This is a genomic window from Streptococcus oralis (assembly GCF_016127915.1).
Classification (GTDB): domain Bacteria; phylum Bacillota; class Bacilli; order Lactobacillales; family Streptococcaceae; genus Streptococcus; species Streptococcus oralis_BO.
Map to the genome: position 1 here is coordinate 676392 of NZ_CP066059.1, position 12562 is coordinate 688953.

The window sequence follows — 12562 nt, forward strand, 5'->3', positions numbered from 1 at the left end:
GAATGGGAAAATCCCTTTTAGAGGAGTTTTAAAACATTACTAGAATGATCTTTATTACTATAAAACCATTCACCATAGAATTGCTTCACTTCCATACCCTAAAGTAAGAAATGGATGATATTTCCCTTAAATTAACTGTAAAGGATTGTATTGTTGAAAATGGGTACATTCTCTGTGATTCAAATATCAAAAAAGAGAGAATAATGTAATCCTCTCCTGTTCTTCGTTCTATGTGAGACTTTTCAATTGACAATGAACTTGTTTTCCTTATGTTTCATTTTTTGAGACTAATACCACGGTTTCAACTGGTTAAGACCGCCAGACTTTTAAATATTGCTGGGCTGTCTCTAAGTTAAAGGTTTTATCTGCGATGAGGCGCTCAACGAGGGGAGCAACCTCGGACTCACTAGCACCTGCTAGGAGCGCTAGGGATTTGGCCTGTAATTTCATGTGACCTTGCTGGATTCCCGTACTTACCAAGGCTTTGAGGGCCGCAAAGTTTTGGGCAAGGCCGATGGACACGATAATCTGAGCTAATTCTTTGGCAGAAGGATTTCCTAGTAGTTCATGACTGAGGGCTACACGAGGGTTGAGTCCGATAGAGCCACCCTTTGTCGCTACCGGCATGGGCAGGGTCATCTCACCGACCAATTCTTCTGTGTCCCTATCTAGACTCCATCGACTGAGACCTTGATAGTGTCCATCTCGACTGGCAAAGGCATGGGCCCCAGCTTCGATGGCACGCCAGTCATTACCAGTGGCAATCAAAATGGCATCAATACCGTTAAAAATCCCTTTATTATGAGTAGCCGCTCGGTAAGGATCAGCCTGCGCAAACTGGCTAGCCAAGGCTATTTTCTCCGCAATTTCTCGTCCTTGGTCCCTTTGGGGACTCAAGTAGCGAAAGGCGATACGACAACTTGCTGTCACCAGAGAATCAGTCGCGTAGTTGGACAAAATTCCCATAAGACTCTGTCCTTGACTGAGTTCTTCTAAGACTGGCTTCAAGGCTTCCAGCATGGTGTTGAGCATATTGGCTCCCATAGCTTCCTGGGTATCGACATGGAGATAGACAACGAGAAAGTCTGTTTCACCTTTGATCTGCTCTACATGCAAATCACGCGCCCCGCCACCACGTTTGACGATGGAGGGATAGGCTTGATTGGCAAGTTCCAAGAGTTCGGCTCTCTTGCTGGCAATCTTCTCTTGCGCTTGTTCAGGGTCAGCAACTTGATAAAGGGCTACCTGACCAATCATCTGGCGCTCATGTACTTGAGCAGTAAAGCCACCTGCTCGCTTGATGATTTTGCTGGCATAGCTGGCCGCAGCAACCACAGACGGTTCTTCTGTCACATAGGGAACTGTGTAGTCCTGACCGTTCACCAAAAGCTCTGGAATGATGGAATAAGGCAGAGAAAAAGTTCCTACCACATTCTCACTCAGCTGATCTGCAACTGCCAAGCTAATTTGTTCATCCTGCTCCAGACTGGTTTGCTTTTCAGGACTAAGGAGCGCCTGAGCTCGCAACAACTCCAGGCGCTCTTGATATGATTTTTTAGAAAATCCATTCCAACTTATCTTCATTATTTTTCAACCTTGCTATAACGGCGTTGGTGGTCGACAATTTCAACCAAGGCATAGTCTTGATGTTCATAACCTGCAAATTGAGCTGAGCCAGACTCATCCAACTGCAATTCTTCGAAGAAGACTTTTTCATAGTCTGTAACAGACAATGCTGTACGTTGCTTGAGCTTGCTCAAGCGATCCTTATCAAGGTAAGCCTCATAGCCTTCGACCAGCTCTCCACTAAAGAACTCTGAAACCGCTCCACTTCCGTAACTGTAGAGGGCAATTTTATCTCCAGCCTTCAAAGTCTCTGCATTTTCCAAAAGAGAGAGGAGGCCGAGGAAGAGGGAACCTGTGTAGATATTCCCAATCATCTGACTGTAGAGAATTGATTTGTCAAAGTTTTCTTGCAAACTATCCTGTTTTTCTTTAGACAAAGTTTTGTCCATCATCTTGCGCAAGCCTTTTAGGGCCAACTTAGGATAAGGCAAGTGGAAGCAGATAGCTGCAAAGTCATCCATAGTCCAATCATAGCGTTTCTTGTATTCATCCCAAGTCGTTGTCAGGCAATCAAGATACTGTTGGGTCGAGTACATGCCGTTTACATAAGGAGTACTTGAATAGTTCGGACGCCAGAAATCCATGATGTCTCTCGTTTGGGCAACATTATCATTGTTAAAGGTCATGATGCGTGGATTTTGAGTGATTAGCATCGCTACACTTCCAGCACCCTGAGTTGGTTCACCTGGAGTTCCCACACCATACTTGGCAATATCACTGGCAATTACCAAAACCTTAGACTCTGGAGAATTTTCTACATGCAATTTAGCATAATGAAGGGCAGCTGTCGCTCCATAGCAGGCTTCTTTGATTTCAAAGCTACGGGCGAAAGGCTGAATGCCTAATAGGCCATGAACAAAGACTGCCGCTGCCTTACTCTGGTCAATCCCTGACTCGGTCGCCACGATGACCATATCGATTTCTTCTTTTTCTTTGTCTGTTAAAATAGAGTTGCTTGCACTAGCTGCCAAGGTAACAATGTCCTCAGTCAGTGGCGCAATACTAATTTCATTTAACAAGAGTCCCTTGCTAAATTTTTCGGGGTCAACTCCCCTCGCTTCTGCTAAGTCTTGTAATTTCAAGACATATTGACTGGTCGCAAAACCAATCTTATCAATACCGATTGTCATATTTACCTCTGTTTTTTCATTCATTGTAAAAAATCGTTTCATTCTATTTTATCACAAATAGGAACAAAAGAGAGAAAAAAGACTTGATTCAACAAATCAAGTCTTTGCTTTGATTGTATTAGGAAGAGATTCCTCGTTGTTTTCGGATGTAGTAATAAAGCTTTAGAATTACCGTTCCACTTGCCATTCCAATAGAAATAACAAGAGCTAACATAACCACCAAAGTCGCGCTAGCAATTGCATGGCTGTAATCGCCTGTCACAAAGAAAGCTGTCGTTCGATAGGATAAATAACCTGGCACCAAGGGGGCAAGAATGGCCAAGACAAAGACCACCGCTGGTGTCTTGTAGACAATACTTAAAATCTGACTGATGCAAGAGCCAATTACTGCTGCGATAAAGGTCGCGACAATAACATTGGTTGGTTCTTTGAGGACGAGATAGAGGAGCCAAACACCCATTCCCAAAATACCACCAGGTAGGAGCATGGAGCGTTGAACATTCAGTACGATTAGAAAGGTGATAATGGCGAGTAAACTCGCCACTGCTTGGAGCAAAATACTTGTTAGAGTCATCTTATGTCATCAAAACCAGGGCGACAGAGGTGCCTGCCCCTAAAGCAAGGGTAATGAGCAGAGATTCAAACATCTTGCTCATACCAGAGTTGATATGGTTGGTCATGATATCCCGTACCGCATTTGTCAGAGCAATCCCTGGAACAAAGGGCATGACCGCTCCTGCTATAATCAGGTCTGCCGTCGAAGGAAATCCTGTATAGCGGGCCCAGAACTGGGCGATCAATCCAAAAACAAAGGCACCCGCAAAGGCCGTTACAAAAGGAATGCGAACAAACTTCTCTACATAGAGAGAGAAGGCAAATCCAAATAAAGTCGCAATAGCCGCACCAAAAGCGTCATAGACATTGCCCCCAAACATAATCGAGAAGAAAGGGGCACTGAGGGTCGCTGCTACAGTCACTTGGAGCTTGCTATAAGGAAGGGCTTGATTGCCGATTTCTTTGAGCTTTTTAAAGGCTGTCGAGAGATCAATCTGCCCTCCAACAAGTTCTCGTGATACTTGGTTGACATCACAGACTTTTTCGATGTTATAGGAGGATGATGTCACCCGTTTCATCCGAGAAATATTGGTGTTTTCAATCGAAAAGAAAATAGCTGCGGGCATGGCAAGAACATTGCAATCCACTATTCCCTGTGAATGGGCAATGCGAATCATGGTGTCCTCAACCCGATGAATCTCCGAACCACTTTTCAAGAGAATGGTTCCAGCTAGCATAATCACATCAATGACAGCATTTAACTCTCTCGATTCGTCCATTTTCTCCTCCTTTTTCCTACTTCCTATATTTTATCACAAAATCTTGTGAAAAAAAATCTTTGTCATGAAATCATGACAAAGATTCGTTTAATCTCGAGAACTTTCGTGAGTTCCTTCACTATTGGATGAACTGCTAGAAGGAGTATTCCCTTGTTGATTTCCTTGTTGGTTCCCCTGGTTTGGACTTGTAGGAGAACCCTGGTTCCCACGTTGGGCAGGGTTAGAGGATGAAGTTGATGGTGGTGTTTTTGGTTTGTAGATAGAAAGTTTGATACGCGTACTTGCAAGATCAACCTGTTCTCCTGCTCTTGGCGTTTGGCTTACAACAGTTCCTTCTGCCGTTCCTTCAGGAGCAGTCGATACTTCTACAACCTCAATATTTGCTTCCTTCACACCGACAATCTGAGTCAAGTTATTCTTTGTAAACTCGAGACTTGAACCAATGTAGTTCGGCATGCTGACACTAGTCACCTTCTTAGCTACTGTTAAAGTAATCGTAGTGGCTTTTGAGAGATCATAGGTCGAACCCGATGCAGGGGTCTGTCTGAGGACGGTTCCAGGTTCGCTTTCATTGGATTCTTCCTCTTCCATCTTGATTAGATTTTCAGGAACCTTCTTCTCCTTGAGTTCAGCTACAACTTCCGTATACTTGCGTCCGACATAATTGCTTAATTGGAAGGATTGCTTACCAGAAGAAACGATCAAATTGACCTTGGTTCCTTCTTTTCGGCCACTACCAGCTTCTGGATCCGTTCGAATAACACGTCCTTCTGCTACGGTATCGCTGGCTTCTGACTTTTCTTCACCGGCTTCAAACTTGGATTTTTTAAGAGCTTCCTTAGCCTCTGCAACGGTTTGTCCAGCCACGTTAGGAATAGCAATCGTTGCTGGTGTTCTTGACAAAATCCAGACCAAAGAGGCTGCAACCAATAGAAGACTGGCCAAAAGAATCATATAGCGAGCCTTAAACTTCCGTTTCTTGGCTGGCTTTGGCGCTGGAGCCGGCTCTGCCACTGGTTGAGTTGGTTTCTTTGGCTGAGGGCGTTCTTCCTGCGCCGGAGCTTTAGGAATCGATGTCAGTGTACTTTGTGGAACTTTAGGTAAAGTCTTAGTGTCTGCCTTACTCGCATCGTCAAAGACCAGTTTCGGTTCATTCCGACGATTATAAGACAAGCTAGTTGACAAGTCCACATACATTTCTGAAACAGACTGATAACGGTCTGACAACTTCTTAGCAGTTGCCTTGATGACAACATTTTCTAAAGCCTGAGGGACAGATGGATTTTCAGCTATGACGGACGGTAGTGGCTTCTGGAAATGCTGGAGGGCAATCGTAACCGCACTATCCCCATCATAAGGGATATGTCCCGTCAGCATCTCATAGAAGATAATCCCCATTGCATAGATATCACTCTGGAAGGTCGCTTTAGAACCACGTGCTTGCTCAGGTGACAAATAATGAACAGAACCCAGCATTGAGTTCGTCTGGGTCAGACTGGTCTCCGCAAAGGCTACTGCAATCCCAAAGTCCGTGACCTTAGCTGTGCCGTCTGGTGTCAAGAGGATATTTTGAGGTTTCAAATCCCGGTGAACAATTCCTCGAGTATGGGCTAAGCGCATGGCCAAGAGGATTTGCCCCATGATCCGAACTGCTTCTTCATTTGAAAGAGGATAGTGTTCTTTGATATAACGCTTGAGGTCAAGACCTGCTACGTATTCCATAGCTAGGTACTGTTGACCGTCTTCCTCACCAATATCTGTTATCCGAACGATATGAGGATGGTCCAGATCCGCCATGGCCCTCGCTTCACGCTGGAAACGTGCCACAGCAATCGGGTCCGTCTGGTAGTTGGTCCTCAGGACCTTCACTGCCACTTCTTCCCCGTCTAGGATCAAATCCTTGGCCAAGTAAACATCTGCCATGCCTCCTCGACCAATCTGCTTGACAATCCGATACCGCCCGGCAAAAATCTTGCCGATTTGGATCATTCTGCTGCCTCCTCGTTCATGTAAACAAGGGCAACCGTAATGTTGTCTAAACCTCCTGCATTGTTAGCGAAACGAATAAGGGTTGCCGCCTTGTCTGCTAGGGAAATATCGCTGGTTACGATATCATAAATCTCGCTTGCCGAAATCATATTGGTCAAACCATCACTATTGAGCAAGAGATAATCTCCTGACTCCAGTGTAATCATCCCAAAATCTGGCTGGATTTCATCTTTTTGTCCGATAGACTGGGTGATGATATTCTTTTGAGGGTGAGTTTCTGCTTCTTCTGGAGTCAATTGACCAGCCTTGAGCAATTCATTAACCAAGGAATGGTCACTCGTCAACTGGTGGTATTCTTCTCCACGAATCAAACCGATACGAGAATCTCCAATATGAGCATAGATGGCTTGGTTGTCAATAAACGCAACAGCTTCTAGCGTTGTTCCCATACCTCTGTAGGCTTCGTCCTGACCTAGTTGATGAATTTTTTGATTTTCAATCTCCAGGTAGTGGGCAAACCACTCACGAACTTCATTGACTGAGTCAATTTGGGTATCCACCCAAGCCACACCAAGGTCTGTTACCGCCATCTCACTAGCGATATTTCCTGCACGGTGCCCTCCCATCCCGTCAGCCAAGATGATCATAGTGCGTCCTGCTCGGTTGACAAAGTGATTGACATAGTCCTGATTATTTGTCCGTTTCTGACCAACATCTGTTAATAATGCTATTTCCATTGTGTCAGTTCCTTCCTATTCTGATATCTTGCGAAATTGGCTGATAAAGAATCCATCACTTCCATACAATTCAGGAGTGATCAGGATGCAGCCATCTTTCAGGATATCTTTACATTCGTGTTCTAGTTTAACCTGCTCGAACTCGGGATGACTTTCTAAAAACGCCTCAACGACTTGAAAGTTCTCCTCAGAGACAATAGTACAGGTACTATAAGTTATTATACCACCTTTTCGTAGCGTTTGACAAACACTACCTAATATTTCCAGCTGAATTTCCTGTAAGGACGTGAAATCTGCTGTTTCTTTATTGTATTTGATGTCTGGTTTGCGGCGCAAGAGTCCAATCCCAGAACAGGGAGCATCTACCAAAATCTTATCAAAAGAGTCCCTTTCAAAAAACTCATGCACCTTTCTGGCATCCAATTTTTGCGTTTGCACTTGATCTGCCACACCTAAACGCTCCGCATTTTCTTGGATCAAGTCCAACTTATGGTCATAAAGATCCAAAGCCGTCACCTTTCCAGATGTGAGGTAAGAAGCAATGTGGGCTGTTTTCCCACCCGGAGCCGCACAGGCATCTAGAACCTGTTCATCACCTTGTAGATCAAGAGTCGGAGCAACCAATTGACTGGACTCGTCTTGGATGGTTATAGCCCCTTCTGCGAACAAATCATGACCTGCAAAGTGGCCTTGCTCCTTGACCAGACCAGTGGCCGCCAAAGGGGAATCAGTCGTCTCTAACACAGCTTTGAATTCCTCTTTTCGGCTCAAGTCAGTCACCCGGATGCTGGCTTTGTTACGCACCAAAAGGCTTTCAAAAATGGCTTGGGCTCGCTCTTCCCCGTACTCTTCCTTGAGCTTAGATACTAGCCAAACTGGGAGAGAATAGGCAATGGAATCACGCTTGTTTTTGCGTTTGATGCTGTCAACATCTGGCCAGCCTTCTCGTAAAATACGACGAAGGACTGCGTTGACTAATTTCTCACTGCCTTTTTTACGTAATTTAGCCAATTCCACTGCTTCATTAACCACAGCATGATTAGGAACCTTATCCAGATAGCGGAGTTGGTAAGCACTCAGAAGGAGCAGGATATAGAGCCAGTTATCAAGCTTATCCCGGTCTTCGATAAAGTGGGATAGGTACCATTCCAGAGTCAGTTTTCGGGCTACCGTTCCATAGACCAGCTCGGTCACCAAGCCCTTGTCTGCTGCTGAGAGTTGACTCCCTTTGAGGTGTTTATTTAAGGCAATATTGGAGTATGCTTGATGGACAAAAACATCCTCTAGCACCTCAAGAGCGACACTTCTAGCTGTTTCTACTTTAGTCACCAAATCGTTCTCCTACAGTCAATGTCCGTCCAACTCCATTGAGGAAGGAAGCAATGTCCATCTTAGGCTTCCCAGCTGGCTGCACTTGCTTGAGAGACAGAGCTCCTTCAGCCGTTGCGACGATCAATTCCTTTTTGCCAATAGAGAGGATTTCACCTGGAACTCCCTGACCTTCTACTGGTAGGGCCTCATAAATCTTAAAGCGGTCTCCCTTGAGAAAAGTATGGGCAACAGGCCAAGGATTCATCCCTCGGATTTGGTTGAAGAGTTGGCGATTGGTTTTAGTCCAATCGAGTTTCTCTTCTTCTGGCTTGATATTTGGCGAGAAAGTGACTTGACTAGGATCTTGTGGTTCAGGTTGGATTTCTCCTGCTAGGTAGCCAGGTAGCGTATCCAAAAGCAAGTCACGACCAACAATCGCTAATTTCTCAAACAAGGTGCCGACATTGTCCTCATCTGTGATAGGAATGCTACGACGAGAAATCATATCTCCTGCATCCATTTCCTTAACCATCTCCATAATGGTCACACCAGCTTCCTCATCCCCTTGAATCAAGGCATAATGAATGGGGGCGCCACCACGGTGTTTTGGAAGAAGGGAAGCGTGAACGTTGACCGCAAAATCCATGCTATCAAGGAGTTTACTTGGGAGAAATTGTCCAAAAGCAGCAGTCACAATCCCATCCGCTCCTAGCTTCATAATGGCTTCCATCTCTGGACTTCCAGATAATTTTTCAGGCTGGTAGATAGGAAGATTTGCTTCTTTGGCAGCCTGCTTGACTGGGGTTTCTTGGATGACTTTTTTACGGCCGACAGCGCGGTCTGGCTGGGTTACAACAGCTAGAATCTCGTAACGATCATCTGATAACAACCCCTTCAAAACTGTTGCTGAAAAGTCGGGTGTCCCCATAAAGATTAGTTTTGTCATTTTTTCTCCTTCTTATAAAAATTGCTGCGGTTCGTGGTCAATACTGAGACGAAGATCGCTATTTTCACGTTCTTGAGTCAAGGCCAAAACTCGGTTGAGAGTCTGTTCCAGCTCATCTTCTAAACGGTATTTAATCAAAATCTGGTAATGATAAAGGTTGTGGGTGCGGGCAATGGGTTTTGGTGTCGGTCCAAGGATTTTACTAGTTTCCGATAAACCTGAGCGCAAAATTCCCATGACTTCATAGGCACGTTTGACAACCTCTTCTTCTTTCTTGTGAGAGAGGGTAATCCCAATAGTGAAATAATAAGGCGGATAGCCGAGTTGGCGTCTGATACTCATTTCATAGGCATAAAAACCTTCATAGTCTTGGTCTTTGGCAAATCGAATGGCATAGTGCTCCGGATTGTAAGACTGGATCAAGACCTGCCCAGCTTTTTCCGCACGGCCTGCACGGCCTGCCACCTGAGTTAAGAGTTGGAAGGTTCTCTCGGAAGAACGAAAATCAGGTAGATTCAAGGCCGTATCCGCATTGAGCACTCCAACCAAAGTCACATTTGGAAAATCCAAGCCCTTGGCAATCATCTGAGTTCCCAACAAGATATCTGCTTCCCCTTGACCAAACTGGTCAAGAAGAGCTTGGTGACTGCCTTTCCTACGGGTTGTATCCACATCCATTCGCAGAATGCGGGCCTGAGGAAAGAGTTCTGCCAGCTCATCATAGGCCTTCTGCGTCCCTGTCCCATAATAACGAATACTGCGACTCTGACAGTTGGGACAGACATGGGGAATCCCCTTAGAATAACCACAATAATGGCAGTTCATGGTCTTGGTATCCATATGCAGGGTGAGAGAAATATCACAGTTGGGACAGCTATCTACCGTTCCACACTCCCTACACATAACAAAGCTAGAATAGCCTCGACGGTTGAGCATGAGGACTACCTGTTCTTTTTTATCCAGACGGTCTTGGATGGCTTCTAGCAAAGGGGGCGTAAAGTTTGATGTCTCATTCTGTCCGATATAGTCCCGAAAGTCAATCACTTGAACCTCAGGAATGGTGGCTAAAGGATTGGCTCGTTGGGTCAGACGTAAGTGTTGATAGACGCCTTTTCCAGCACGCGCACGGCTTTCTAAGCTCGGTGTCGCTGAGCCAAGGACCAAGGCTGCTTGATTGTACTGGGTCCGTAAAATGGCGACCTCTCTCGCATGATAACGGGGATTGCTGTCTTGTTTGTAGCTGGCTTCATGTTCTTCATCGATAATGATGACACCTAGATTTTTTATAGGTGCAAAGATGGCCGATCTGGCTCCAACAACAACCTGAGCATCTCCACGCTCGACCTTGCGCCATTCATCGTACTTTTCACCATTAGACAAGCCTGAGTGAAGGATGGCTACTTTCTCGCCGAAACGAGCAATGAAACGTTCCGTCATCTGTGACGTCAGGGAAATCTCAGGTACCAGCAAAATGGCTGTCTTGCCCTTGTCCAAGGCTCCTTGGATGATCTGTAAGTAAACCTCTGTTTTCCCACTTCCTGTAATCCCTTGAAGGAGGAAAGGAGGTTGCTTACTGCCAATAGCACTGATAACCGCATCACGCGCCTGTCTTTGCTCTGGGTTCAGCTCCAAAGGTCTACTTGCTTCAATGCCTTCGAAATAAGCAGCTGAACGTTGCAATTCCTTTTGGACTATGGACACAGCACCTTGTTCCACAAAGAATTTGACTTGCTCCCGCGAATAAGATTCTAACAAACTAGCCAGAGGAGCACTTTCAGGATGAGACAGCAAATAGTCTCTCAGTTCTGCCTTTTTCTTAGCACGCGTAGAAATCTCAATCTGCTCTAGTCGATTAGCATCAACCTCATACCAAGACTGGGTCTTGACCTTCTTTTGATCGACAGCCTGGTATTCCAAACGGAGCAACCCTTTTCTGGTCAAGCGCATCATTTCTGCCTGCTTGGCTAAATCTAGAGAAGAAAAGGCTAGCGAATCTTCTAAACCGAACAAGCGCTCTTTGTCTGCCTGACTTAGGCCTTCTAAAGGATAGAGAATCTTATCATAGCTGGAGTTTAAAAATCCTGGAAGCATGGCTTTTAGAATGGAGATTTTGTAAGAAAAGACAGACTTACGTAATTCCTCAGCCAGCCAGAGTTGCTCCTGAGTCAAGACGGGAGAAAAGTCTAGCACCTCCGCAATCTCTTTCAAGTCCTGATCTGCCACTTCTTCATCCAACTGGGACTCCAAGCCCAACACAATCCCTTGGATCAAACGATTGCCCTTGCCGAAGGGGACATGGACCCGCATACCGACTTCCAGCATGTCTACAAATTCCTCAGGGATCTTGTAACTGTATGGCTGGTCCGTCTGCATCAGGGGAACATCCACGATAATCTTTGCGATAGCCATTCTCTCACCTCCTTCTTGTCAGTAAATTCTTGCAATAGAAAAAATAAGATTGAGTCCCCCCAACCTTAAATTTTTTCACCATCTTCTTTTTCTTTAGCGATTTGCTCTTTGATTTTCTTTTCTTCTTCTTCTCTGCGGCGTTTTTCTTCTTCGATACGGAGACGAACCGCTTCACGTTTTCCTTCTGGATCTGGGTGAATGGTTACATTTCCAGACTCGATTTCTTCTAAAGCACGAAGAGTTGATTTTTCAGACTTAAACTCTTGAGTTGCTGGCGCGCCTGCTTCTAGTTCGTGGGCACGCTTTGCTTCCAAGATTACGAGTGAATATTTTGATGGTACCTTGTCTAGCAAGGTATCAATAGAGGGTTTTAACATCATTTGCTTGTACCTGTTTCCTATAGTTTATCGAGTAGTTGGAGATTTTGGCAACATCTCCTGGTAGTGACCAATGACACGGTCCACACGGAAGTGTTCTGCTTCAATTACACGCTTGACACGTTCAGCAGCGAGGGGCACCTGATCGTTGACAATGGCATAATCATACTCACGCATGAGAGCAATTTCTTCCTTAGCTTTTTCGATTCGTTGGGCAATCACTTCTGCACTATCTGTTCCACGACCTACCAAACGATCTTGCAATTCATCCAAATCTGGTGGCGTTAGAAAGATAAAGACAGCGTCTGGAACCTTTTTCTTAACCTGAAGGGCTCCTTGGACTTCAATTTCAAGGAAGACATCAATTCCCTTATCTAGGGTTTCATTGACATAGGTTAGAGGAGTTCCATAGTAGTTACCGACATATTCTGCATATTCCAACATCTGACCTTGACGGATCAGCTCTTCAAACTCTTCACGAGTACGGAAGAAATAGTCCACTCCGTCCACTTCGCCAGGACGTTGCGCACGTGTCGTCATCGATACAGAGTATTGAAATTGATTCTCAGAACTCTCAAAAATCTCTCTTCTAACCGTTCCTTTCCCAACTCCTGAAGGACCAGAAAAAACGATTAGCAAGCCTCGGTCTGCCATTATGTCTCCTTTAGTTAGTCTGTGAAATAAAGTAAAATTTCTCTCAGAT

General features: G+C 45.1%; 11 protein-coding genes. All 11 read right to left on the bottom strand.

The window, feature by feature from the left end:
* Positions 1-309: 309 nt before the first annotated feature.
* Positions 310-1584, bottom strand: a complete 1275-nt coding sequence (locus I6H78_RS03250; protein ID WP_198460016.1) for a hydroxymethylglutaryl-CoA reductase, degradative — start codon at positions 1582-1584, stop codon at positions 310-312.
* Positions 1584-2756, bottom strand: coding sequence for a hydroxymethylglutaryl-CoA synthase (locus tag I6H78_RS03255; protein ID WP_198460018.1), 1173 nt, complete (start codon positions 2754-2756; stop codon positions 1584-1586). Before I6H78_RS03255 ends, I6H78_RS03250 begins: the two co-directional genes overlap by 1 nt.
* A 118-nt stretch (positions 2757-2874) precedes the next feature.
* Complete coding sequence (locus I6H78_RS03260) at positions 2875-3330, bottom strand: threonine/serine exporter family protein (protein ID WP_044021233.1); 456 nt, start codon at positions 3328-3330, stop codon at positions 2875-2877.
* Position 3331: 1 nt separating this feature from the next.
* Entirely contained in the window at positions 3332-4090 is a 759-nt protein-coding gene (locus I6H78_RS03265; RefSeq protein ID WP_049519326.1) for a threonine/serine exporter family protein, read from the bottom strand.
* 87 nt (positions 4091-4177) lie between these two features.
* Positions 4178-6079: a Stk1 family PASTA domain-containing Ser/Thr kinase gene (pknB, locus tag I6H78_RS03270; protein WP_198460020.1), complete on the bottom strand. Its 1902-nt coding sequence runs from the start codon at positions 6077-6079 to the stop codon at positions 4178-4180.
* Complete coding sequence (locus tag I6H78_RS03275; RefSeq protein ID WP_000401527.1) at positions 6076-6816, bottom strand: Stp1/IreP family PP2C-type Ser/Thr phosphatase; 741 nt, start codon at positions 6814-6816, stop codon at positions 6076-6078. Before I6H78_RS03275 ends, pknB begins: the two co-directional genes overlap by 4 nt.
* Before the next feature lie 15 nt (positions 6817-6831).
* A complete protein-coding gene (gene rsmB, locus I6H78_RS03280; RefSeq protein ID WP_198460022.1) occupies positions 6832-8145 on the bottom strand; it encodes a 16S rRNA (cytosine(967)-C(5))-methyltransferase RsmB in 1314 nt (437 codons plus the stop codon).
* The gene (gene fmt / locus I6H78_RS03285; protein WP_198460024.1) at positions 8138-9073 is read right to left on the bottom strand and encodes a methionyl-tRNA formyltransferase; all 936 of its coding nucleotides are present in this window, start codon (positions 9071-9073) and stop codon (positions 8138-8140) included. The genes rsmB and fmt overlap by 8 nt, the downstream gene beginning before the upstream one ends.
* 12 nt (positions 9074-9085) lie before the next feature.
* Positions 9086-11482: a primosomal protein N' gene (locus I6H78_RS03290; RefSeq protein WP_198460026.1), complete on the bottom strand. Its 2397-nt coding sequence runs from the start codon at positions 11480-11482 to the stop codon at positions 9086-9088.
* A gap of 65 nt (positions 11483-11547) precedes the next feature.
* Positions 11548-11862: a DNA-directed RNA polymerase subunit omega gene (gene rpoZ, locus I6H78_RS03295; RefSeq protein ID WP_002875802.1), complete on the bottom strand. Its 315-nt coding sequence runs from the start codon at positions 11860-11862 to the stop codon at positions 11548-11550.
* A gap of 24 nt (positions 11863-11886) precedes the next feature.
* Complete coding sequence (gene gmk / locus I6H78_RS03300; RefSeq protein WP_000775041.1) at positions 11887-12513, bottom strand: guanylate kinase; 627 nt, start codon at positions 12511-12513, stop codon at positions 11887-11889.
* Positions 12514-12562 lie beyond the last annotated feature (49 nt).

What these genes read in the sequence shown, in the direction of transcription:
- I6H78_RS03250 (WP_198460016.1), bottom strand. Translation starts at nt 1,584, where the DNA reads ATGAAGATAAGTTGGAATGGATTTTCTAAAAAATCATATCAAGAGCGC.
- I6H78_RS03265 (WP_049519326.1), bottom strand. Translation starts at nt 4,090, where the DNA reads ATGGACGAATCGAGAGAGTTAAATGCTGTCATTGATGTGATTATGCTA.
- I6H78_RS03290 (WP_198460026.1), bottom strand. Translation starts at nt 11,482, where the DNA reads ATGGCTATCGCAAAGATTATCGTGGATGTTCCCCTGATGCAGACGGAC.
- rpoZ (WP_002875802.1), bottom strand. Translation starts at nt 11,862, where the DNA reads ATGATGTTAAAACCCTCTATTGATACCTTGCTAGACAAGGTACCATCA.
- I6H78_RS03275 (WP_000401527.1), bottom strand. Translation starts at nt 6,816, where the DNA reads ATGGAAATAGCATTATTAACAGATGTTGGTCAGAAACGGACAAATAAT.
- I6H78_RS03260 (WP_044021233.1), bottom strand. Translation starts at nt 3,330, where the DNA reads ATGACTCTAACAAGTATTTTGCTCCAAGCAGTGGCGAGTTTACTCGCC.
- fmt (WP_198460024.1), bottom strand. Translation starts at nt 9,073, where the DNA reads ATGACAAAACTAATCTTTATGGGGACACCCGACTTTTCAGCAACAGTT.
- pknB (WP_198460020.1), bottom strand. Translation starts at nt 6,079, where the DNA reads ATGATCCAAATCGGCAAGATTTTTGCCGGGCGGTATCGGATTGTCAAG.
- gmk (WP_000775041.1), bottom strand. Translation starts at nt 12,513, where the DNA reads ATGGCAGACCGAGGCTTGCTAATCGTTTTTTCTGGTCCTTCAGGAGTT.
- I6H78_RS03255 (WP_198460018.1), bottom strand. Translation starts at nt 2,756, where the DNA reads ATGACAATCGGTATTGATAAGATTGGTTTTGCGACCAGTCAATATGTC.